Annotated in this window: 23 protein-coding genes; 14 read left to right on the top strand and 9 right to left on the bottom strand. The window is 67.1% G+C overall.

Annotated features, from left to right (window positions below; translation table 11 throughout):
* Positions 1-50 precede the first annotated feature (50 nt).
* Positions 51-1,079, bottom strand: coding sequence for a class I SAM-dependent methyltransferase (locus Q7V45_RS18015; protein WP_304854507.1), 1,029 nt, complete (start codon positions 1,077-1,079; stop codon positions 51-53).
* 109 nt (positions 1,080-1,188) lie between these two features.
* Here Q7V45_RS18015 and Q7V45_RS18010 point away from each other — a divergent pair, with 109 nt between their 5' ends.
* The 9 genes from Q7V45_RS18010 (at position 1,189) to Q7V45_RS17970 (ending at position 9,395) form a co-directional block, all read left to right on the top strand.
* Positions 1,189-2,445 (top strand): argininosuccinate synthase, encoded by a 1,257-nt coding sequence (locus tag Q7V45_RS18010; RefSeq protein ID WP_304854506.1) that lies wholly within the window; start codon positions 1,189-1,191, stop codon positions 2,443-2,445.
* A 56-nt stretch (positions 2,446-2,501) separates the two neighbouring features.
* On the top strand, positions 2,502-3,161 hold the full coding sequence (locus Q7V45_RS18005) for a rhomboid family intramembrane serine protease (RefSeq protein WP_304854505.1): 660 nt from the start codon (positions 2,502-2,504) through the stop codon (positions 3,159-3,161).
* Positions 3,162-3,178: 17 nt separating this feature from the next.
* Positions 3,179-4,573 carry an ATP-binding protein gene (locus Q7V45_RS18000; RefSeq protein ID WP_304854503.1) on the top strand — a complete coding sequence of 465 codons (1,395 nt, stop codon included), beginning with the start codon at positions 3,179-3,181 and terminating at the stop codon, positions 4,571-4,573.
* Positions 4,574-4,652: 79 nt separating this feature from the next.
* Complete coding sequence (locus Q7V45_RS17995; RefSeq protein ID WP_304854502.1) at positions 4,653-4,871, top strand: hypothetical protein; 219 nt, start codon at positions 4,653-4,655, stop codon at positions 4,869-4,871.
* A gap of 181 nt (positions 4,872-5,052) precedes the next feature.
* Positions 5,053-5,865, top strand: a complete 813-nt coding sequence (gene phnC, locus Q7V45_RS17990; RefSeq protein ID WP_304854501.1) for a phosphonate ABC transporter ATP-binding protein — start codon at positions 5,053-5,055, stop codon at positions 5,863-5,865.
* A gap of 46 nt (positions 5,866-5,911) precedes the next feature.
* On the top strand, positions 5,912-6,850 hold the full coding sequence (gene phnD / locus Q7V45_RS17985; RefSeq protein ID WP_304854499.1) for a phosphonate ABC transporter substrate-binding protein: 939 nt from the start codon (positions 5,912-5,914) through the stop codon (positions 6,848-6,850).
* A gap of 30 nt (positions 6,851-6,880) precedes the next feature.
* Positions 6,881-7,768 carry a phosphonate ABC transporter, permease protein PhnE gene (gene phnE / locus Q7V45_RS17980; RefSeq protein ID WP_304854497.1) on the top strand — a complete coding sequence of 296 codons (888 nt, stop codon included), beginning with the start codon at positions 6,881-6,883 and terminating at the stop codon, positions 7,766-7,768.
* A 50-nt stretch (positions 7,769-7,818) separates the two neighbouring features.
* Positions 7,819-8,640, top strand: coding sequence for a phosphonate ABC transporter, permease protein PhnE (gene phnE / locus Q7V45_RS17975; RefSeq protein ID WP_304854495.1), 822 nt, complete (start codon positions 7,819-7,821; stop codon positions 8,638-8,640).
* Positions 8,637-9,395 carry a DUF1045 domain-containing protein gene (locus tag Q7V45_RS17970; protein ID WP_304854494.1) on the top strand — a complete coding sequence of 253 codons (759 nt, stop codon included), beginning with the start codon at positions 8,637-8,639 and terminating at the stop codon, positions 9,393-9,395. Before phnE (Q7V45_RS17975) ends, Q7V45_RS17970 begins: the two co-directional genes overlap by 4 nt.
* On the opposite strand, the gene phnN is transcribed toward Q7V45_RS17970, so the two are convergent.
* The 8 genes from phnN to phnG are packed head-to-tail and all read right to left on the bottom strand — an operon-like array spanning position 9,343 to position 15,584.
* On the bottom strand, positions 9,343-9,918 hold the full coding sequence (phnN, locus tag Q7V45_RS17965) for a phosphonate metabolism protein/1,5-bisphosphokinase (PRPP-forming) PhnN (protein WP_304854492.1): 576 nt from the start codon (positions 9,916-9,918) through the stop codon (positions 9,343-9,345). The genes Q7V45_RS17970 and phnN overlap by 53 nt on opposite strands.
* Positions 9,919-9,932: 14 nt before the next feature.
* Positions 9,933-11,078 (bottom strand): alpha-D-ribose 1-methylphosphonate 5-triphosphate diphosphatase, encoded by a 1,146-nt coding sequence (locus Q7V45_RS17960; protein WP_304854491.1) that lies wholly within the window; start codon positions 11,076-11,078, stop codon positions 9,933-9,935.
* Positions 11,075-11,794 carry a phosphonate C-P lyase system protein PhnL gene (gene phnL, locus Q7V45_RS17955; RefSeq protein ID WP_304854489.1) on the bottom strand — a complete coding sequence of 240 codons (720 nt, stop codon included), beginning with the start codon at positions 11,792-11,794 and terminating at the stop codon, positions 11,075-11,077. Before phnL ends, Q7V45_RS17960 begins: the two co-directional genes overlap by 4 nt.
* A 7-nt stretch (positions 11,795-11,801) precedes the next feature.
* Complete coding sequence (gene phnK, locus Q7V45_RS17950; protein ID WP_304854486.1) at positions 11,802-12,575, bottom strand: phosphonate C-P lyase system protein PhnK; 774 nt, start codon at positions 12,573-12,575, stop codon at positions 11,802-11,804.
* Positions 12,572-13,429: an alpha-D-ribose 1-methylphosphonate 5-phosphate C-P-lyase PhnJ gene (locus tag Q7V45_RS17945; protein ID WP_304854484.1), complete on the bottom strand. Its 858-nt coding sequence runs from the start codon at positions 13,427-13,429 to the stop codon at positions 12,572-12,574. Before Q7V45_RS17945 ends, phnK begins: the two co-directional genes overlap by 4 nt.
* Positions 13,430-13,432: 3 nt before the next feature.
* Entirely contained in the window at positions 13,433-14,536 is a 1,104-nt protein-coding gene (locus tag Q7V45_RS17940) for a carbon-phosphorus lyase complex subunit PhnI (protein WP_304854481.1), read from the bottom strand.
* Between the two features lie 2 nt (positions 14,537-14,538).
* Positions 14,539-15,129 (bottom strand): phosphonate C-P lyase system protein PhnH, encoded by a 591-nt coding sequence (phnH, locus tag Q7V45_RS17935; protein ID WP_304854479.1) that lies wholly within the window; start codon positions 15,127-15,129, stop codon positions 14,539-14,541.
* Positions 15,126-15,584 (bottom strand): phosphonate C-P lyase system protein PhnG, encoded by a 459-nt coding sequence (gene phnG / locus Q7V45_RS17930; RefSeq protein ID WP_304854477.1) that lies wholly within the window; start codon positions 15,582-15,584, stop codon positions 15,126-15,128. Before phnG ends, phnH begins: the two co-directional genes overlap by 4 nt.
* Positions 15,585-15,841: 257 nt before the next feature.
* Here phnG and pstS point away from each other — a divergent pair, with 257 nt between their 5' ends.
* Genes pstS through phoU form a run of 5 tightly spaced genes read left to right on the top strand, consistent with a single transcriptional unit; the run spans position 15,842 to position 20,417 of the window.
* Positions 15,842-16,885, top strand: coding sequence for a phosphate ABC transporter substrate-binding protein PstS (gene pstS / locus Q7V45_RS17925; RefSeq protein ID WP_304854475.1), 1,044 nt, complete (start codon positions 15,842-15,844; stop codon positions 16,883-16,885).
* A 50-nt stretch (positions 16,886-16,935) separates the two neighbouring features.
* A complete protein-coding gene (gene pstC / locus Q7V45_RS17920; RefSeq protein WP_304854472.1) occupies positions 16,936-17,952 on the top strand; it encodes a phosphate ABC transporter permease subunit PstC in 1,017 nt (338 codons plus the stop codon).
* 4 nt (positions 17,953-17,956) lie between these two features.
* Positions 17,957-18,829, top strand: coding sequence for a phosphate ABC transporter permease PstA (pstA, locus tag Q7V45_RS17915; protein ID WP_304854470.1), 873 nt, complete (start codon positions 17,957-17,959; stop codon positions 18,827-18,829).
* Between the two features lie 5 nt (positions 18,830-18,834).
* Entirely contained in the window at positions 18,835-19,659 is an 825-nt protein-coding gene (gene pstB, locus Q7V45_RS17910) for a phosphate ABC transporter ATP-binding protein PstB (protein WP_304854544.1), read from the top strand.
* A gap of 32 nt (positions 19,660-19,691) precedes the next feature.
* Positions 19,692-20,417, top strand: coding sequence for a phosphate signaling complex protein PhoU (gene phoU / locus Q7V45_RS17905; protein ID WP_304854468.1), 726 nt, complete (start codon positions 19,692-19,694; stop codon positions 20,415-20,417).
* Positions 20,418-20,462: the final 45 nt, after the last annotated feature.

The following is a 20,462-nucleotide window of genomic DNA, read 5'->3' as shown; positions in this document are numbered from 1 at the left end:
CTTCGAGACGGCTGCTGTGCAGCCTCCTCAGCATGAGATTGGGTGTGGTTCTACCTCGTGAAGGCGGCGATCTTCGACAGGAAGGCGAGTTCCGTCGAAACGGGCTGAAGCCCGGCCGCGCGGAAGCAGTCTTCGAGGCTGCCTTCGGTGTATTCCGCGTAGTACGGCTCGTGGAAGTAATGCGGGAAGAGGTCGAGCAGGCCGTTCCATTCCGGCCGGTCGCCCTTCTGCAGCGATTCGACGATCACGACCAGGCCGCCGGGCTTCACGACTCGCACCATCTCGGCGATCGCCTTTGCACGGATCTCTTTGGGCAGTTCGTGCAGCAGGAACGAGGAGATGACGAGGTCGAGGCTCGCGTCGGCGAACGGCAGCGATTCGGCTGCCGCTTCGTCCAGCTTGACCCGCGCCGTGCGGCCGATCAGGCGGCGCGCCTCGTCGAGATAGGGGCGGCTGAGGTCGATGCCGGTGAGCCTCATCCCCGGCCAGGCGCCGTGCAGGGCGGCGAGCAGGCGGCCGGTGCCGCAGCCGACATCGAGACCGCGCACCTCGCGCTGGTTGCGGTCCGCCAGCCAGGCGGCGATCGGCGCCAGGGCCCGGCGGCGCATGACGTCGGCGGCGCCGGTGAACAGGACCTCGACCTGCGTGTCGTACAGGGCGGCCGAATGGTCCGAGAGCCAGCCGTCGCTCTGGAAGTGGAAGTTCTGGCGGTAATAGTCGGGCAGGCCGTCGGCCTGGGTGCCGGGCGGCATCTCGTCGTCGAGCTGGCCGTGCCGCCGCAGGTCGACCTGCGGCAGGTCGCGAAAATAGAGCAGGCTGCGGCGCAGGAACTCGGCGGGTTCGGGGCCCAGCAGGCGCGGGGCCGGGAAGAGGCCGGCGGCGACGTCCCGCCATTCGCGCTGGAACAGGGCGCGCATGTCGGCGGTCAGCTCGGCCCGGCCGGGGGTCGGCCCGATGGCAAAATCGGGCTTGGGCATGGGCTTCAGCAGGCGGCGGCCGGCGGCATAGTGGCCGGCATACCAGGCGACCCGGGCGGTCTGGCGGGCGGCGTAGGAGAGGCGATCGAGGGGGGAAACCATGGGATGCTATTCTCGCCCCGATTATAGCGTCTTTGCGGCGCCCTTGCCCCGGTGGGGTCGACCGCTATATTCCGCGCGCCTTTACAGAATTGACACGAAAGCGGCCAGCATGAGCGTTTCTTATACCGGGCCCTACAAGAAGGGCGACATCAAGAAGGTCGTCCTGGCCTATTCGGGCGGCCTCGACACCTCGGTCATCCTGAAGTGGCTGCAGACGGCCTATGGCTGCGAGGTGGTGACCTTCACCGCCGATCTCGGCCAGGGCGAGGAACTGTCGCCGGCCCGCAAGAAGGCCGAGCTGTTGGGCATCAAGCCCGAGAACATCTACATCGAGGACGTGCGCGAAGAGTTCGTGAAGGATTTCGTCTTCCCGATGTTCCGCGCCAACGCGCTGTACGAAGGCCAGTACCTGCTCGGCACCTCGATCGCGCGGCCCCTGATCTCCAAGCATCAGATCGACCTCGCGCTGAAGACCGGCGCCGACGCCGTCTGCCATGGCGCCACCGGCAAGGGCAACGACCAGGTCCGCTTCGAGCTCTCCTATTACGCGCTGAAGCCGGACATCAAGGTGATCGCGCCGTGGCGCGAATGGGAACTGACCTCGCGCACCAAGCTGCTCGAGTTCGCCGAGGAGCACCAGATTCCGATCGCCAAGGACAAGCGCGGCGAGGCGCCGTTCTCGGTCGACGCCAACCTCCTGCACTCCTCCAGCGAGGGCAAGATCCTCGAGGATCCGTGGGAAGAGGCCGACGAGATGGTCTACCAGCGCACGATCTCGCCCGAGGCCGCGCCCGACAAGGCGACCTACATCGAGATCGAATTCGAGAAGGGCGACGCCGTCGCCATCGACGGCGTCGCGATGTCGCCCGCGACCCTGCTCACCAGGCTCAACGAGCTGGGCAAGGCCAACGGCATCGGCCGTCTCGATCTGGTCGAGAACCGCTTCGTCGGCATGAAGAGCCGCGGCATCTACGAGACGCCGGGCGGCACGATCCTCTACGCCGCCCATCGCGGCATCGAATCGATCACGCTCGACCGCGGCGCCGGCCACCTCAAGGACGAGGTGATGCCGAAATATGCCGAGCTGATCTACTACGGCTTCTGGTACTCGCCGGAGCGCGAGATGCTGCAGGCGCTGATCGACAAGAGCCAGGAGAACGTCACCGGCACGGTGCGGCTCAAGCTCTACAAGGGCAACACGACCGTCGTCGGCCGCAAGTCGCCCGTGTCGCTCTACTCGATGCAGCACGTGACCTTCGAGGACGACCAGGGGGCCTACAACCAGCGCGATGCCGAGGGCTTCATCAAGCTGAATGCGCTCAGGCTGCGCCTGCGCGCCCTGGGCCAGGGCGGTCCCAAGAGATAGCGGCCCGAAGAGCGGAGCCACCCGACCTGCCTCACCTGACCTGACGGGAACGGCGCATGCCATTCGACGACGACGAGCGCCGCCTCCCCGGAGGGCGCGGAACGGGCGAGCGGGCGATCAACCTGCCGCCCGCCGTGCTGTGGCTGATCGGCATCAACGTCGCCGTCCATCTGCTGCGCCAGATGCTCGGCGAGCAGGCCGACCTGGAGATCATCCTGCAGTTCGGCCTGGTGCCGGCCGCCTATACGACCGACAGCGGCCAGGATCTCTTCTCCCTGCTCGTGGCGCCGGTCACCTACCAGTTCCTGCACGGCGGCTGGATGCATCTGGGCATCAACATGCTGACCCTGGCGGCGTTCGGCGCGCCGGTCGAGCGGCTGCTGGGCGTGCGCCGCTTCGTGCTCTTCTATCTCCTGTGCGGCGTCGTCGCGGGCTTCGTGCACATCCTCGTCTATCCCGATTCGCCCGATCCGGTGGTCGGCGCGTCGGGCGCCATCAGCGGTGTCTTCGGCGCCGTGCTGATGCTGATGCGCTATGTCGGCAGCCTGACCTCTCTGCTGCCGGTGGCCGGCATCTGGATCGGCCTCAACATCTTCTTCGGCATCTTCGGCGGCACGCCGGGCGCCGGCGGCGAATCGGTCGCCTGGGTCGCACACATCGCCGGCTTCGTGTTCGGCATCGTGAGCATACGCTTCTTTGCGCCACGGATGAGCTGAGCCGCTATAGTCGGCGCATGGCCGACAACGCGATCCCCCTTCGTCGCACGCTCGTCGCCAACGCCGTGGCGTTGGCGCCGTCCTGGGGGGCGCTCGCCATTCTCTTCGGCCTCGGCGAACTGTCGGGCCGGACGACGCTGATCGCGATGGCGGGCATCGCCGCCGTCACGACCCTCCTGATCCAGCGCTATCTCAGCTCGCTGGCGAGCTTCGCCCGTTTCGTCGGCGAGCTTTCCGACGAACGCGAGCCGTTGATGCCGCGGCTCTCCTTCGCGCCCGCGACCGAGGAACTGGCGAGCGCGGCCGCGACTCTCTCGATCGGCTGGCGGCGCCAGCGGGCCTCGATCGACAATCTGGCCGCCTCTGCCCAGGCGATCGTCGACGGTCTTCCCGATCCCCTCGTGTGCCTCGACCGGCAGCGCCGCATCGTGCGCACCAACCTCGCCGCCGCCCTGCTGCTGGGCAGTCCCGGCGGTTCCGAGCGCGACGTCTCGACGGTGCTGCGCCACCCGCAACTCCTCACGGCCATCGATGCGCTGCTCGAGACCGGTCCCGACGGCAACTTCGCACGGCCCGACCAGAGCGTGGTCGAACTGGTGCTGGCCGGGCCGCCGGAGCTCGACATGGTGGCCCATCTGCGACGCCTGCCGCGGGCCGCCGCCGACGGCTCGCTGGCGCTGATCGTGCTGCACGATACGACGGCGCTGCGTCGTGCCGAGCGCATGCGCGCCGACTTCGTGGCCAATGCCAGCCACGAGCTGAAGACGCCGATCGCGGGCCTGGCGGGATTCATCGAGACGCTGCGCGGCCCGGCGCGGGAGGATTCTGCGGCGCGCGAGCGCTTCCTGGGTATCATGGCCGAGCAGGCCGACCGCATGCGCCGCCTGGTCGACGACCTGCTGATGCTGTCGCGAATCGAGCAGCACGAGCACGCGAGGCCCGCCGCCGCCGTCGATCTCGACAAGGTGCTGCGGTCGGTGCTCGACCTGCTGCAGCTCAAGGCCTCCTCGCGCAAGGTGAGGATCGAACTCGACCTGCCGCCCGATCTGCCGCGTGCCATCGGCGACCACGACGAGCTGATCATCGTTTTCCAGAACCTGATCGACAATGCGGTCAAGTATGCGCGCCCGGCCACGTCGGTCCGCGTCGAGGTGCGTCCGTCGGGCAAGGACCGCGTTGCAGTCGCGGTGAGGGACGAGGGCGACGGCATTCCCGCCGCACACCTGCCGCGGCTCACCGAGCGCTTCTACCGGGTCGACACCGCGCGCTCGCGCCAGCTCGGCGGCACCGGCCTCGGTCTCGCCATCGTAAAGCATGTGGTCAACCGCCACCGTGGCCGGCTCGACATTCAGAGTGTGCCGGGCAAGGGCTCGACCTTCACCGTGACCCTGCCGGCTTTGGACGTGGCCTGAGGAGCGCGTCGGTCGTGGCGAAAGCGCGCTGTAAGGATTCTGCCGCATAGTCCCGGGCACCGAGTGCGAGTGCAGGCCCATGACGTCCAAAGCCAGCGAACCGAGCGAAATCGTGGTGACAGCCCAGATGATCCGGGCGGGTCTCGCGGTCGTGAAATCGTGGCCGTCGCCCGCGGACGGCGTGGCGCTGGCCATGGCCTACCGGGCCATGGCGGCGGCGGCGCCTCCCGAAAGCCTCGCCCTCGGCATGCCGACGCCGACGATGCTGCAGGCCCTGCGGATGCTCGGCCACAAATAGGCGACGACCGGCAGAATCACCGGGTACCTGGGCGATGATCCGTCCCTGGAGACGCGCGGCACGAACACGGGTTCGCGGGATGTGACGTTCTTCTCCACCGCTGTCTTCGGCCTGTAACCCAAACGTCGCACGGAAGAAGCCTGCAGCCGGTACCGAGCCTCCCGTGGGAATCGGAGGCGGGATGCTACGACTGGAAGGCGTTACCAAGAGCTTCGGGGGCAACAAGGCCGTCGACAGCGTCTCGCTCGTCGTGCCGACGGGCCAGATGGTCGGCGTGATCGGCCGTTCCGGCGCCGGCAAGTCGACCCTCCTGCGCATGATCAATCGCCTGGGCGATCCGACCACGGGCCGTATTCTGTTCGGCGACACCGACGTCACCGCGCTGCGGGGACGGCCGCTGCGGGCCTGGCGCGCCCGTTGCGCCATGATCTTCCAGCAGTTCAACCTCGCCGGCCGCCTCGACGTGCTGACCAACGTCATGATGGGCCGCCTCAGCTATGTCGGCACCTTGCCGGCCCTCCTCAATCTTTGGAGCGAGCACGACCGCGCGATTGCGCTCTCCAGTCTCGATCAGTTCGACATGGCGGGTCTGGCGGCTCAGCGAGCCGACACATTGTCGGGCGGCCAGCAGCAGCGCGTCGCGATCGCGCGGGCGCTGGTGCAGGAGCCCGACATGATCCTGGCAGACGAGCCCATCGCCTCTCTCGATCCGCGCAACACCAGGATGGTCATGGATGCGCTGCAGCGCATCAACAAGCAGTTTGGAATCACGGTGATCTGCAACCTGCACTCCCTCGACACCGCGCGGGCCTACTGCGATCGGCTGATCGGCATGGCTCAGGGGCGTGTGGTTTTCGACGACGTGCCGCAGGCCCTCACCGACGAGGTCGCCCGCGGACTGTACGGGCTGGATGCCGGAGAGATCATGGATACGGCGGGCACGGCGTTGCCCGCTCCGGCCGCCCCCTATCAACCCTCGCTCGCGGTCGCCTGAAGCTGCGACACCGCGCCAAATCACGCTTTCCAGACGGAGTGACATCATGATCAAGCGTCGTTCAGTTCTCGCCTCTGCGGCGGGTGTGCTTCTTGCCGTCCCCTTCGCTGCGAATGCGCAGGACTGGAAAGCCAAGTATCCCGAGATCGTCATGGCGATCGTTCCCGCCGAGAATGCGGGCGGCGTCGTCGACCGGTTTGGACCGTTCGTCAAATATCTCGAGAAGGAACTCGGCACGAAGGTCACTCTGCGCGTTGCCAACGACTACACGGCGGTGATCGAGGGGCAGAAGAACCGCCAGATCCACATCGGCTTCTACGGTCCCGGCTCCTATGCCCGGGCCTATGCCGTCTCGGGCGGCAACACGGTGGCTTTCGGAACCACGCAGAACCAGGACGGCTCGATCGGCTACTATTCGGTCGTCTATGTGAAGGCTGACAGTCCCTACAAGAACCTCGACGACCTCAAGGGCAAGAAGCTCGGGCTGGTCGATGTCGAATCGACATCAGGCTACAAGGCGCCGGTCTTCTTCATGAACCGAGAAGGCAAGGCGCCCGACAAGTTCTTCTCGGTGGCGCAGGTGACCGGCAGCCATGAGAACGCGGTGCTCGCCATGACCCAGGGCACGGTCGATGGGGCCACCAACTGGTGGAATTCCGATACCGACTCAAACCTTACGCGCATGATCAACAAGGGCATGCTCAAGAAGGCCGACGGTTCGCCGATGAAGTACGAGGACTTCCGCATCGTGTGGAAGTCGCCACTGCTTGCCGGATCCCCCTTCGCCTATCTCAACGACATGCCCGACGACCTCAAGAAGGCAATCGCCGACGCCTTCTACAACGCCCACAAGAAGGACAAGGCTGCGTTCGACAAGCTGTCGGACGGCAAGGACCTCGCCTTCGTTCCGGTCGGTCACAAGGACTATCTGGAGTTCATCGAACTCAACAAGTACCTTGAGGAACTGCGCCGCAAGAAGGGCTGATCGTTCGTCGACCGAGATGTGACGAATCAGATGGCGAAAACCCTGGCGATCTTGCCGTCGGCGCAGCTGGCGCCGCTGGCCGATGCCTATCGTGCCGCGATGGCGGTCAAGCGACGCTGGACCATCGGCGGTCTCGTGCTGCTGGCGGTATTCACATTCCTGTCGGCGTGGGCAGGCCAGGTCGACCTGGTGAAATTCTGGGCAGGGCTGCCGCGGTTCGCCAGCTACTTCCACGACATCGTGCCGCGGCTGCGGTTCGAGACGTTCGCCGCCGACATGGTCGAGTGGTTCTGGAACTTCGATGGATGGCTTGCCCTCCTGTGGGACACGCTGCTGGTTGCCTATGTCGGCACGCTGGCCGGGGCGCTGGCGGGATTCGTCCTCTGCTTCCTTGCTTCCGCAAACCTGACAAAGTCGACTCCGGTGCGGTTCATCGCCCGGCGTTCGCTCGAGTTCTGTCGGACTTTCCCTGAGATCGTCTTCGCCCTGATGTTCGTGTACGCCTTCGGCTTCGGTCCGATGCCGGGGGTTCTCGCCATCGCGATCCACACCGCCGGTGCGCTGGGCAAGCAGTTCTCGGAAGTCGTCGAGAATGTCGACATGCACCCGGTCGAAGGCCTGACGGCGAGCGGCGCGAACTATGTCGAAGCCATCCGCTTCGGCGTGGTGCCGCAGGTGCTGTCGAACTTTGTCAGCTATTCTCTGCTGCGGTTCGAGATCAACGTGCGCGGCGCGACCGTGCTCGGGTTCGTCGGCGCCGGAGGGATCGGCAAGGAACTGATCTCGTCCATCCGTCAATTCTACTACGCCGATGTGAGCGCGATCCTCGTCATCATCATCGGCACGGTCTTCCTCATCGACTGGTTGACCGAGATGCTGCGTCATCGGCTGCTCGGGATCGTAGGAGACGCCCGGTGAGCAAGCCTGCAGGAAAGATTCGTGGCCTCGGAGAGGCCGACAGGTCCGAAATGAGGCGACGTTATCCGCAGGCGTTCCGGGCACCGGTCGTCGAGCGGTGCCTTTCGCTGGCGATCGTCGTCGGCGGAGCCGCTCTCGCGATCTACACGCTGTGGCGCTTCGGCTTCTCGCCGGCGAAGTTCGTCGACGGGCTGGACAAGCTGGGAATCGTCGTCGTGCTGATGATGCCGCCCGATCCCGGCAGCCAGCTCTGGCACTACGCCTCGGCGCTCGCCGAAACCCTGGCCATTGCCTTTCTCGGCACGCTGGGCGCGGCGATTCTCGCCCTTCCCATGAGCATGCTCGCCGCGAAGAACGTCGTTGCCAATCGTATCCTTCATTTCGCGAGCCGACGGTTCCTCGACACGATCCGCGGTGTCGATACGCTGATCTGGGCTCTCATCTGGATCAACGTTGTCGGCCTCGGACCCTTCGCGGGCATCCTGGCCATCATGACTTCGGACTTCGGCTCGTTCGGCAAGCTGTTCTCGGAAGCGATCGAGGCGTCGGATCGCAAGCCGGTCGACGGCGTGCTGTCCGCCGGTGGATCGGAAGTGCACAGCTTCCGCTTCGGCATTCTGCCGCAGGTGATGCCCGTGCTCATGAGCCAGGTCCTCTACTACTTCGAAAGCAACACGCGCTCTGCCACCATCATCGGAATCGTGGGCGCGGGTGGCATCGGTCTCTACCTTGCCAACGAGATCGCCCAGGCGGAATGGCAGAGGGTGGCTTTCATCATCCTGATGATCCTGGTTACCGTCTCCGTCATCGACTGGGTCTCGAGCAGGCTCCGTCTCGCCATGATCGGTCGTCGTGCCGGAGCAACCGCTTGAGCGAACACGTGCACGAGACGCAGGCGCTTCCCCGCTACGCGCTCTATTACGCGCCGCGCGCGGAGGAGCCGCTGGCCGTGGCCGCCAGCCGATGGCTCGGCCGGAATCCGGAGACGGGCGAAGCCCGCGAACTCGTCCCGGTGAGCGGCGTTCCCCATGAGCGTCTGTCGGCGATCGTCGCCGAGCCGCGGCTCTATGGCTTTCATGGCACGCTGAAACCGCCGATCGTGCTCGCCGAGGGCGCGACCGAGCGCGACTTCATCGAAGCCGTCGGCACCTTCGCCGCGACGGAGCGCCAGATCGACGTGCCGGCGCTGGCCCTGGCCGAGGTGCAGGATTTCCTGGCGCTGGTGCCGGCCGCGCGCTGCGCGGCGCTCCAGGATTTCTCGGATCGCTGCGTCGTGGAGTTCGATGAGTTTCGTCGTCCCGCCGACGAGGCCGAGCTCGCGCGCCGGCGCGCGGCCGGCCTGACCCAGAGGCAGGAGGATCTGCTGCTGCGCTGGGGCTATCCCTACGTTCTCGAGCAGGGACGCTTCCACCTGACCCTCACCGGGAGGGTGACGGAGCCGCGCGAACGCGCCGCGATCCTCGACGAGCTGCGCTCGCGCTTCATGGCCGTCGTCGACCGGCCGCTGGCGGTGCGCGACCTCTGCGTCTTCCGTCAACCGGCGCCCGGGCGGCCCTTTTCGGTCGCGGCGCGGTTCAGGCTCGGCGGAGGGCGGCGTCTGGCCACCCAAGTCTGGAGAGCAGCCTGACGAAGGAAGAGGCGGCGTCATCGATCGTGGCGTCGTTCACGATCGTCACGAGCCGCGGGTCGTCGACCTCGTAGGCCTCGGCGCGCTCCAGGCGCTTCGCCGCCTCGATCGTGGATTCGCGACCGCGGCCGGCGAGGCGCTGCTTCAGGCGCTCGGCGGGCGCGGTGATCAAGACCGGACGGGCCTGCGAATCGAGGCCGCCGGTCCTCAGGAAATGGTCGCGCGAGCCGCTCACGACGACGGTCAGGCCGGCCGCCCGCCAGTCGTGGATCTCCCGGCCGACGGCATAGTCATTGCCGTGCGCGTGCCAGTGATAGGCGAACAGGCCATGGGCGCGCCGCATGGCGAACTCGGCGCGCGTCACCGCGACATGGTTCTCGCCCCCGGTGTCGGCCGGCCGCGTGATGTAGCGATGGGCGAACACCACGGGCGCGTCGGGCGGCAGCAGAGCCCGGGCGCGCCCCAGGACCGAATCCTTGCCGGCGCCGGAAGGACCCATGACATAGACGAGAGAGCCTTCCATGACCGGTTCCCGCCTCACACCACGCGTTCGCCTTCGCGCCACACGGCGCGCACGATGGCGGCGCCGTCGACGGTGCGAACGCGCGCGAGGTCGGCGCGGCGATCGGGCGCGATCTCGCCGCGGTCGTGGAGGCCCACTGCGCGCGCCGGATTGAGCGTCGCCAGCCGCACTGCCTGCGGCAGGGAAATGCCGATGCCGGAGGAGGGCAGTCTGAACACGCTCTCCATCAGACTCGCCGGCACATAGTCCGACGACAGGATGTCGACATGGCCGGTGCGCAGCAGGTCGATGGCGGCAATGTTGCCGGAGTGGGAGCCGCCGAGCACCAGGTTCGGCGCGCCGACCAGGACAGCGAGGCCGGCATCACAGGAGGCCTGGGCAGCCTCGCGGGTGGTCGGGAATTCGGCGATGGTCATGCCGTTGGCGACGGCTTCCTGGACGTGGCCGTGGGTCGCATCGTCGTGGCTGGCGATCGGCAGGGCGCGGGCCTGGGCACGGCTCACGATCTCGCTGCGGTGCTTCACGGCATTGCGATGATGAAGCTCGGTGACGCGGGCCGAGAATTCCTCGAACTGCGCATCGGTCATCGCGTACTTGCCCTTGTAGTATTGCTTCAGCTTGTTCGGATCGAGGAACTGGCGCTGGCCGGGCGTATGGTCGTTGATCGACACCAGGCCGACCAGCGGCAGGTCGATCCACTTGTCGACGGCCTCGACGGCATCGTCGGCCGTGATCTCGCAGCGCAGGTGGATGCGGTGCTCCGCCCGCGTCATGCGGCGATCGGTGGCAAGGCACACGGCCTCGATCATGCGTTCGCGATTGCTCACCCGGTCCGACTTGTCGTGGACGTCGCCCAGGGCCATCGAATCGAACACCGTCGTGATGCCGGCGGCGCTGACCTGGGTGTCATGCGCCATCACCGCCGACACGCTCGGCCATTTCACGCCCGGTCGCGGGGCGAAGTGCTTTTCCATGTTGTCGGTGTGCAGCTCGACCAGGCCGGGCACGAGATAGTCGCCTTCGAGGTCGACGGCGCCCGCGGCATGCGAGCGTTCCGTGGCGATCTCGACGATGCGTCTGTCGCGCACGACGACGGTGCCGTCGAACTCCGCGTCGGCGGTGACCACGCGGGCGTTGGTCAGGATGGTCTCGAGGCTCATGGGGAAACTCCGGCCAGCAAGGCAGGGGGAAGGACTTCGTGCACCCGGGTCGCGACCGCATCGCGCACCTCGGTATCGTGGAAGATGCCGACGATGGCGGCGCCGGCATCGCGCCGCTGGCAGATCAGCTCGACCACGCCGTCACGGTTGGCGGCGTCGAGCGACGCCGTCGGTTCGTCGAGCAGGAGGATCGGATAGTCGACGATCAGCGAGCGGGCGATGTTGACCCTCTGCTGTTCACCGCCGGAGAAGGTCGCGGGCGGCAGCGTCCACAGCCGCGCGGGAATGCCCAGCATGGCCAGCAGGAATTCGGCGCGCTGTCGCGCTTCGGCCGGATCGGTGCCCCGCCGCCTGAGCGGCTCGGCCACGACATCGACGGCCGAGACCCGCGGGATCACCCGCAGGAACTGGCTGACGAAGCCCATCGTGCGGTGACGCACGTCGAGCACTGTGCGCGGCTCGGCGCCGACCAGCTCGGTCCAGACATCGTCCTGGCGCACGCGGATCGAGCCGCTGTCGGCGCGATAGTTGCCGTAGAGCGAGCGCAGCAGGGTGCTCTTGCCGGCGCCCGACGGGCCGACCAGCGCCAGGCATTCGCCGGGCGAGACCGCCAGCGCCACGCCGCGCAACACGGGAAGCGACAGGCCGCCCTGGGCGTGGACGGTGAACGATTTGGCGAGGCCGGAGACGCGAAGGGCGGGTTGGGAGGAGGTCATGTTCGCGTCACACCGGCAGGATCGAGGCGACGAGCATCTGGGTGTAGGGATGCTGCGGATCGTCGAGCACCTGGTCGGTGAGTCCCTGTTCCACGACCGTGCCGCCCTGCATCACCATCAACCGATGCGTCAGCAGCCGGGCGACGCCGAGATCGTGGGTCACCAGAACGACCGACAGATGCAGCCCTTCGACCAGGCCGCGCAGCAGGTCGAGGATGCGGGCCTGCACCGAGACGTCGAGGCCGCCGGTCGGCTCGTCCATGAAGACCAGTCGCGGATTGCTCACCAGGTTGCGGGCGATCTGAAGGCGCTGGCGCATGCCGCCGGAATAGGTGGTCGGCCGGTCGTCGAGACGCTCGACGTCGATCTCGACCCGACCCATCCAGTCCGCGGCCTGGCCGCGGATCTCGCCATAGTGGCGCGCGCCCACCGCCATCAGCCGCTCGCCGATATTGGCGCCGGCGCTGACGCCCATGCGCAGTCCCTCGCGGGCATCCTGGTTCACGAATCCCCATTCGGTCCGCGCCAGCAGGCGGCGGCGGGCTTCCGAGAGACGGTGGACGTCGACGCTGCCGGCTGACCGTGTCTCGTAGGTGACGGAGCCGCCATCGGGCAGGAGGCGGCCGGCCAGGCAGTTGAGAAGGGTGGTCTTCCCAGAGCCCGATTCGCCCACGATGCCCAGCACCTCGCCGGGCCACAGGTCGAAGCTCACGTCGCGGCAGGCGACGCGACCGCCGAAGCGCTTACTGACGTCGCGTGCGGAGAGAAGCGGCGTGCTCATCGCCGACTCTCGCAATAGTCCGTGTCGGAACAGACGAACAGGCGCTTGCCGGTGTCGTCGACGATCATCTCGTCGAGGAAGCTCTCCGTCGAACCGCAGAGCTCGCAGCTCTCGGTCCAGGTCTCGACCTCGAACGGATGGTCGTCGAAGTCGAGGCTATTCACCGGCGTGTGCGGCGGCACCGCATAGATCCGCTTCTCGCGGCCCGCGCCGTAGAGCTGCAGCGCGGGGCTGCGGTCGAGCTTGGGATTGTCGAACTTCGGGATCGGCGAGGGGCTCATGATGTAGCGCCCGTTCACCATCACCGGATAGTTGTAGGTCTTGGCGATGCGGCCGTGGCGGGCGATGCTCTCGTAGAGGCTCACCTGCATGACGCCGTATTCCGACAGGGCATGCAGCGTCCGCGTCTCGGTCTCGCGCGGCTCCAGCATCCGCAGCGGCTCGGGGATCGGCACCTGGAAGACCAGGATCTGGCCGTCCGTCAGCGGCGTCTCGGGCACGCGGTGCCGTGTCTGGATGATGGTGGCTTCTTTCGTATGCGTCGTGGTGGCGACCTGGGCCACCCGCGCGAAGAAGCGGCGAATCGAGACGGCGTTGGTCGTGTCGTCGGCGCCCTGGTCGATCACCTTCAACGTGTCTTCGCGACCGATGATGGCGGCGGTCACCTGGATGCCGCCGGTGCCCCAGCCATAGGGCAGCGGCATCTCGCGGCCGCCGAACGGCACCTGGTAACCTGGCACCGCCACCGCCTTCAGGATGGCGCGGCGGATCATCCGCTTGGTCTGCTCGTCGAGATAGCCGTAGTTGTAGGCAGCGTCCTGCGAGGGCGTGTCCTGGATCGTCGCGTCAGGCATGGTTCACTCCGCCGCTTGGGCGAGGGCGGCCTGCTCGCGGCGCTTCTCGACCTCGGCGCGCAGCATCCGCACCACCACCAGCTCGGACTGGAAATCGACGTAGTGCGGCAGCTTGAGGTGCTGCACGAAGCCCGAGCCTTCCACATTGTCGCTGTGGGCCAGCACGAATTCCTCGTCCTGGGCGGGCGAGGTCACGGCTTCGCCCAGCTCGTCGGCGCGCAGGGCACGGTCGACCAGGGCCATGGCCATCGCCTTGCGCTCGGCATGGCCGAAGGCCAGGCCATAGCCGCGCGTGAACTGCGGCGGCACGTCGTGCGAGCCGGCGAACTGGTTGACCATGTCGCACTCGGTCACTTCGATCTCGCCGATCTCGATGGCGAAGCCCAGCTCCTCCGGCACGAACGAGACCGGCACGTGGCCGTAGCGGATCTCGCCGACGAAAGGATGGTTGTTGCCGTAACCGCGCTGTGTCGAATAGCCGAGCGCCAGCAGGAAGCCCTCGTCGCCGCGCGCCAGGTTCTGCAGGCGCAGCGGCCGGCTGGCCGGCAGCACCAGCGGGTCACGCGTCAGGTCGCGCGCTTCGCCGTCATCGTTGGACGGCGGCGGTTCGAGCAGCCCGTCGCGCTGCAGGATGTCGCCGACGCGCGGCAGGGCGTGGGTGGCATCGGCCGGCGCGGTCGGTGCTTCGGGGCGCTCGCCGGACGCGGCCAGCGAGAAGTCGAGCAGTCGGTGGGTGTAGTCGTAGGTCGGTCCCAGCACCTGGCCGCCCGGCACGTCCTTGAAGGTCGACGAGATGCGGCGCTCCGCCACCATGCGGGTGGTGTCGAGCGGTTCCGACGCGCCGAAGCGCGGCAGGGTGGTCCGATAGGCGCGCAGCAGGAAGATCGCCTCGATGAGATCGCCACGCGCCTGCTTGATGGCCAGCGCCGCCAGGCTGCGGTCGTAGCAGGAGCCTTCCGTCATGACGCGGTCGACCGCGAGGCCGAGCTGCTGGTCGATCTGGTCGAGTGACAGCTCGGCGACGTCGCGATCGCCGCGGCGCTTGTCGGCCACCAGATCCAGCGAATGGGCGATGGCGGTCTCGCCGCCCTTGACTGCGACGTACATGGTCAGGCCTCCACGGCGACGCTGCGGGGCAGCGCGATGAGTCGGGATCCGGAGGCGAAGACGAGATCGACGCCGCAGGGAAAGAGCGCATGGTTGGCGGTCCAGGCCGGCCAGAAGCCGTCGCCCAGCCCGTCGATCGCGACCTGGACCTCGCCGTCGACGCCGGGTCCCCGCCAGGTGGTGATCGGACCGCCGTCGAGCGCCGGCACCTCGATCACCAGGGTGGCGGCGCGGTCGGGATAGGTGTCGGTGCCGATGGCGAAGCCGGCGAAAGGCTCGCCGCCGCCGCCGATGATCACGGCGAAGGTCGCGGCCTCGCGGGCCTGGACGAGCGGCGTGCCGGCATGGAAGCGCAGGAAGTCGCGGACCTCCTGCCTGTCGACTCCGGCTTCGAGCCAGAGCGGCGTCTCGCGATCGGCGAAGGTGAGCAGGAAGGCCGAGGCTGCCGGGCTGAGCGTGCCCGGTCCGGCCGGCGCATCCGGCAATTCGACGATGCGGCCGGGATGGGAGAAGGCGTCCAGCACGCCGCGGAACAGGCGCTGCGCATCGTGCGACGGATCGGCGAAGCCAGGGGCGAGGAGCGTCGTGCTCATGCGCCGGCCTCACGCGCGACGGTGAAGAAATCCACCCGGGTGGCGGCGGCGCGGGCGGCGATCAGGCGATGGCGCGCCTCGGCTTCGAGGGCGAGCGGCGTCACGATCGCGGCTTCGAGCTTCTCGACCCAGTCGGCGCGCTGGCCCAGCGCATCCACCGCGGCGACGATCTCGGCGTGCCGTGCATCGCGGCCGCGAACGTAGCCGAAGCCCATCTCGCCGCTGTCGAGACGCACGGCGGCGCGCGTCACCGTCATCTCGCCGGCGCAGAAGGGAGCGCCGGTGCCCGAAATGCGACCCTGCACCATGACGAGCCCGATCTCGGGGCGGCGTAGGACGGTGTACGAGGGTCGCGCCCCGAGCCCCTGCCAGAGGGACGTGAGCCGCGCGCCGGGGGCCTTTGCGAGCACGGAAAGCCAGCGCTGACGGCGCGCGATCATGAGGTCGGAGGACATGGGGTGCTCTCGAAAGAGGCGCACCTTCGGGGCGCTGCGTTACCGTTCCGAGGGCGCAGCGTTAAATTCGTGTGACGCTCGCCGGGCTCCTGCCCTGGCGGCCAACCCCTTGATTTGGATCAAATATTCAAGCCGGGCCGGCAGTTACCCTGCGCGGTGGGCCACCCTGTAACCGGATTGTCATATTTCCGTCATATGAGGGAGACGTACGGCTCCTAGATGACGGGCGCTTCGACATTCAACGAAGGAGAAACCCCGTGAACCTGACCAAGATCGTCCTCGCGACAGCTTTCGCGTTTTCGCCGGCGGCTGCCTATGCCATCGACATTTCCGGTGCAGGCGCCACCTTCCCCTACCCGATCTACGCCAAGTGGGCCGACGCTTACAAGAAGGAGACCGGCAACAGTCTCAACTACCAGTCGATCGGCTCGGGCGGCGGCATCAAGCAGATCAAGGCCAAGACCGTGACCTTCGGCGCCACCGACGCCCCGCTCACGGGCAAGGACCTCGATGATTCCGGTCTCGTGCAGTTCCCGATGGTGATGGGTTCCGTGACCCCGATCGTCAATCTCGAAGGCATCAAGCCCGGCGAGATTGTGCTCGACGGCCCGACGCTGGCCAGCATCTACCTCGGCCAGATCAAGAGCTGGGACGATGCGGCGATCGCCAAGCTCAACCCCAACCTCAAGCTGCCGAAGCAGGCCATCGTGGTGGTGCGTCGCTCGGACGGATCGGGCACGACCTATAACTTCGCCTTCTATCTGGCCGAGGTGAGCCCGGACTGGAAGACGAAGGTCGGCGTCAGCACGGCGCTGCAATGGCCGGTGGGCATCGGCGCCAAGGGCAACGAAGGCGTGGCCGGCAACGTGGCGCAGACCAAGGGCTCGATCGGCTATGTCGAGTACGCCTACGCCAAAGAAAACAAGATGACCTTCACCAAGATGATCAACAAGTCGGGCAAGGCGGTCGCCCCGGGCTCGGATACGGTGCAGGCCGCCGCGGCGAACGCCGACTGGATGTCCAAGCCGGGCTTCGGCGTGATCCTGGCCAACCAGCCGGGCGACCAGTCCTGGCCGATGGCGGCCGCGACCTGGATCCTGATGTACAAGAAGCCGGAGAAGCCGGCGGAGTCGGCCGAGGCGTTGAAGTTCTTCGCCTGGGCCTACGCCAAGGGCGACGCCATGGCGGACTCGCTCGACTACGTGCCGATGCCCCAGAACGTCGTCAACGACATCAAGAAGATGTGGCAGGCCGAGATCAAGGGCGCGGACGGCAAGCCGCTGTACTCGCCGACGAACTAGAATGGTGACGGGGCGGGTGGTGACACCCGCCCCTCTTTCTTGGGGGGCTTATGGCTTCGGGGGAGCGGGACGTGAGTGAAGTTGCATTGAAGGGCGCAAGCGCGCCGGCGGCCGTATCCGCCTCGCGGGCGGCCGTGCTGCGACGCCTGAGATTGACGGACTCCATCTTCCATGGCCTGACACGCGGGGCTTCGCTCGCCGTGCTCGCCCTGCTGAGCGGCGTCATCATCGCCCTCATCTATGGCGCGGCTCCCGCGCTCAGCACGTTCGGCTTCGGCTTCCTGTTCGACGAGTCCTGGAACCCGGTGACCGAGCGGTTCGGCGCCCTGGCGCCGATCTTCGGCACCCTGGTCACGTCCTTCATCGCGATGCTGATCGCGGTGCCGGTCGGCCTGATGGTCGCCTTCTTTCTCACCGAACTCTGCCCGAAGATGCTGCGCCGCCCCATCGGCATCGCCATCGAGCTGCTCGCCGGCATCCCCAGCATCATCTATGGCATCTGGGGCCTGTTCGTCTTTGCGCCGTTCATGCAGGAGCACGTGCAGCCGCTGTTCATCGACACCTTCGCCAATGTGCCCATCCTGTCGACGCTGTTCGCGGGCCCGCCCTACGGCATCGGCATGTTCACCGCCGGCCTGATCCTCGCGATCATGGTGCTGCCCTTCGTCACCTCGATCTCGCGCGACGTGTTCGACGCCGTGCCGCCGGTGCTCAAGGAAGCGGCCTACGGCGTCGGCTGTACGACGTGGGAAGTGTTCCGCTACGTCGTCCTGCCGTTCACGCGGGTCGGCGTCATCGGCGGCTTCATGCTGGGACTCGGTCGCGCGCTGGGCGAGACGATGGCCGTCACCTTCGTGATCGGCAACGCCCATCACATCTCGGCCTCGCTGTTCGCGCCCGGCACGACGATCTCGGCCTCGATCGCCAACGAATTCACCGAAGCGGTGGGCGACCTCTACACATCTTCGCTGGTCGCGCTCGGCCTCATCCTCTTCTTCATCACCTTCTGTGTGCTGGCGATCGCGCGCTACCTGCTGATGCGCCTGCAGCAGCAGGGGGGGAGATAACGTCATGGCTACTACTGCATCCAAGACGGCCGCCCTGGATAGTCCGCTCTACGCGGGCCGCCGCCGCCGCAACGCCATCGCCAAGGGCCTGGCGTTTGCGGCCACGATCTTCGGCCTGGGCTGGCTGATCCTCATTCTCGGCGTCCTGATCTACAAGGGCGTCGGCGGTCTCTCGCTCGCGGTATTCACCGAGAACACGCCGCCGCCGGGTGCTGCCGGCGGCCTGCTCAACGCCATCATGGGCAGCATCATCATGACCGTACTGGCGGTGATAATCGGCACGCCGATCGGCATTCTGGCCGGCACCTACCTCGCGGAGTATGGCCGCCACGACAAGCTCTCGAGCGTCGTGCGATTCATCAACGACATCCTGCTCAGCGCGCCGTCGATCGTGATCGGCCTGTTCGTCTACGAGATCCTGGTCGCCCCGATGGGCCACTTCTCGGGATGGGCCGGCGCCGTCGCCCTGGCCGTCATCGTGATACCCGTCGTGGTCCGAACGACCGAGGACATGCTGACCCTGGTACCCGACACGCTGCGCGAGGCCGCCGCCTCGATCGGCCTGCCGCGTGCCCACATGATCGTGCGCATCGCCTATCGCGCGGCGCAGGCGGGCATCGTCACCGGCATCCTGCTGGCCATCGCCCGCATCAGTGGCGAGACCGCGCCGCTCCTGTTCACCGCCCTGAACAATCAGTTCTTCAGCCTGGACATGGGTGCGCCGATGCCCAGCCTGCCGGTGGTCATCTTCCAGTTCGCCCTGTCGCCGTACGCCGAATGGCAGAAGCTCGCCTGGACCGGCGCGCTCCTGATCACCGTCACCGTGCTGGGCCTCAGCATCCTGGCCCGTTCGCTCACCTCCGCGAGGAAATCCTGATGTCCATGCAATCCACGGAAACGCCCAACGTCGCCGTTCCGATCGCCAGCCACGCCAAGCTCGACGTCTCGAAGCTGACGCCCAAGATCACGCTCAAGAACCTCGATTTCTTCTACGGCGACAGCCGGGCACTCAAGTCCATCACCATGTCGCTCTACGCCAACAAGGCCACGGCGTTCATCGGACCCTCGGGCTGCGGCAAGTCGACCCTGCTGCGCATCCTGAACCGCATGTACGACCTTTATCCCGGCCAGCGCGCGACCGGCGACGTGATGTTCGACGGCGACAACCTCCTGCGCGAAGGCCAGGACATCAATCTGTTGCGCGCGCGCATCGGCATGGTGTTCCAGAAGCCGACGCCGTTCCCGATGACGATCTACGAGAACATCGCCTTCGGCATCCGTCTCTACGAGAACCTGCCCAAGTCGGAACTCGACGGCCGGGTCGAGCAGGCGCTGCGCCGCGGCGCGCTGTGGGAAGAGGTCAAGGACAAGCTGAACGCCAGCGGCCTCAGCCTGTCGGGCGGCCAGCAGCAGCGCCTCTGCATCGCCCGCACCGTGGCGGTGAAGCCCGAAGTCATCCTGTTCGACGAGCCGTGCTCGGCGCTCGATCCGATCTCGACGGCCAAGATCGAGGAGCTGATCGACGAGCTGAAGCAGGACTACACGATCGTCATCGTCACCCACAACATGCAGCAGGCGGCCCGCGTCTCCGACTTCACCGCCTTCATGTATCTGGGCGAGCTGGTCGAGTTCGGCGCGACCGCGACGGTGTTCACCACCCCGACCGACAAGCGGACCCAGGCCTACATCACCGGCCGGTTCGGCTGATCGGCGACGAGAACGAGAAGAAGGGACAAACGATGCCCGAACATACCCTGAAGCGCTTCGACGAGGAGCTGGAGCGGCTGAGCGCTACGATCAGCGAGATGGGCGGCCTGACGGAAAGCCAGCTCGCCCAGTCGCTGCGGGCGCTGCGCGACCGCGACACGGAGATCGCCGAGAAGGTGATCGTCGACGACCCCCGCGTCGACGCGCTGGACGAGGCGGTGCAGGAGCAGACCGTGCGGCTGCTGGCCCTGCGCCAGCCGATGGCGGTCGACCTGCGCGTCATCCTGTCGTCGATCAAGATCGCCGCGGCGCTCGAGCGCATCGCCGACTATGCCAAGAACACCGCCAAGCGCAGCATCGTGCTCAGCCAGACCGCGGCGCCTACTTCGGCCGTCGCCGGCATCGATCGGCTGGGCCGGCTGGTGCGCACGGCGCTCAAGGACGTGCTCGACGCCTTCGCCCAGGGCGACGTCGCCAAGGCCCGCGACGTGTGGGAGCGCGACGAGGAGATCGACCAAGTCTACACCGGCCTGTTCCGCGAGCTGCTCACCTACATGATGGAGGATCCGCGCACGATCACCGGGTGCACGCATCTCATGTTCATGGCCAAGAACATCGAACGCGCCGGCGACCATGTCACCAACATCGCCGAGCTGGTGAGTTTCCGTGCGACCGGCCACGGCTTCGAGGAGGACCGGCCGAAGGGCAGCGCCGCGATGTACGCCACGACCGGCGCTGCGGTGGGTCCGACGCCGTGACGATGGTCGCCACCAGTCCCGCGCGGCGCGACGCGCACACCTCCT

This window comes from Reyranella sp. (assembly GCF_030651995.1).
GTDB lineage: Bacteria > Pseudomonadota > Alphaproteobacteria > Reyranellales > Reyranellaceae > Reyranella.
Note: the sequence above shows the minus strand (reverse complement) of the source record. Positions and strands in the feature narration are given on the sequence as shown.

What these genes read in the sequence shown, in the direction of transcription:
- pstC (WP_304854472.1), top strand. Translation starts at nt 16,936, where the DNA reads ATGGCTTCGGGGGAGCGGGACGTGAGTGAAGTTGCATTGAAGGGCGCA.
- phnH (WP_304854479.1), bottom strand. Translation starts at nt 15,129, where the DNA reads ATGAGCACGACGCTCCTCGCCCCTGGCTTCGCCGATCCGTCGCACGAT.
- phnK (WP_304854486.1), bottom strand. Translation starts at nt 12,575, where the DNA reads ATGAGCACGCCGCTTCTCTCCGCACGCGACGTCAGTAAGCGCTTCGGC.
- Q7V45_RS18015 (WP_304854507.1), bottom strand. Translation starts at nt 1,079, where the DNA reads ATGGTTTCCCCCCTCGATCGCCTCTCCTACGCCGCCCGCCAGACCGCC.
- pstA (WP_304854470.1), top strand. Translation starts at nt 17,957, where the DNA reads ATGGCTACTACTGCATCCAAGACGGCCGCCCTGGATAGTCCGCTCTAC.
- phnE (WP_304854495.1), top strand. Translation starts at nt 7,819, where the DNA reads ATGAGGCGACGTTATCCGCAGGCGTTCCGGGCACCGGTCGTCGAGCGG.
- phoU (WP_304854468.1), top strand. Translation starts at nt 19,692, where the DNA reads ATGCCCGAACATACCCTGAAGCGCTTCGACGAGGAGCTGGAGCGGCTG.
- Q7V45_RS18005 (WP_304854505.1), top strand. Translation starts at nt 2,502, where the DNA reads ATGCCATTCGACGACGACGAGCGCCGCCTCCCCGGAGGGCGCGGAACG.
- Q7V45_RS17960 (WP_304854491.1), bottom strand. Translation starts at nt 11,078, where the DNA reads ATGAGCCTCGAGACCATCCTGACCAACGCCCGCGTGGTCACCGCCGAC.
- phnE (WP_304854497.1), top strand. Translation starts at nt 6,881, where the DNA reads ATGGCGAAAACCCTGGCGATCTTGCCGTCGGCGCAGCTGGCGCCGCTG.
- pstB (WP_304854544.1), top strand. Translation starts at nt 18,835, where the DNA reads ATGCAATCCACGGAAACGCCCAACGTCGCCGTTCCGATCGCCAGCCAC.
- phnN (WP_304854492.1), bottom strand. Translation starts at nt 9,918, where the DNA reads ATGGAAGGCTCTCTCGTCTATGTCATGGGTCCTTCCGGCGCCGGCAAG.
- phnD (WP_304854499.1), top strand. Translation starts at nt 5,912, where the DNA reads ATGATCAAGCGTCGTTCAGTTCTCGCCTCTGCGGCGGGTGTGCTTCTT.
- phnG (WP_304854477.1), bottom strand. Translation starts at nt 15,584, where the DNA reads ATGTCCTCCGACCTCATGATCGCGCGCCGTCAGCGCTGGCTTTCCGTG.
- phnC (WP_304854501.1), top strand. Translation starts at nt 5,053, where the DNA reads ATGCTACGACTGGAAGGCGTTACCAAGAGCTTCGGGGGCAACAAGGCC.
- Q7V45_RS18000 (WP_304854503.1), top strand. Translation starts at nt 3,179, where the DNA reads ATGGCCGACAACGCGATCCCCCTTCGTCGCACGCTCGTCGCCAACGCC.
- Q7V45_RS17940 (WP_304854481.1), bottom strand. Translation starts at nt 14,536, where the DNA reads ATGTACGTCGCAGTCAAGGGCGGCGAGACCGCCATCGCCCATTCGCTG.
- phnL (WP_304854489.1), bottom strand. Translation starts at nt 11,794, where the DNA reads ATGACCTCCTCCCAACCCGCCCTTCGCGTCTCCGGCCTCGCCAAATCG.
- Q7V45_RS17945 (WP_304854484.1), bottom strand. Translation starts at nt 13,429, where the DNA reads ATGCCTGACGCGACGATCCAGGACACGCCCTCGCAGGACGCTGCCTAC.
- Q7V45_RS18010 (WP_304854506.1), top strand. Translation starts at nt 1,189, where the DNA reads ATGAGCGTTTCTTATACCGGGCCCTACAAGAAGGGCGACATCAAGAAG.
- Q7V45_RS17995 (WP_304854502.1), top strand. Translation starts at nt 4,653, where the DNA reads ATGACGTCCAAAGCCAGCGAACCGAGCGAAATCGTGGTGACAGCCCAG.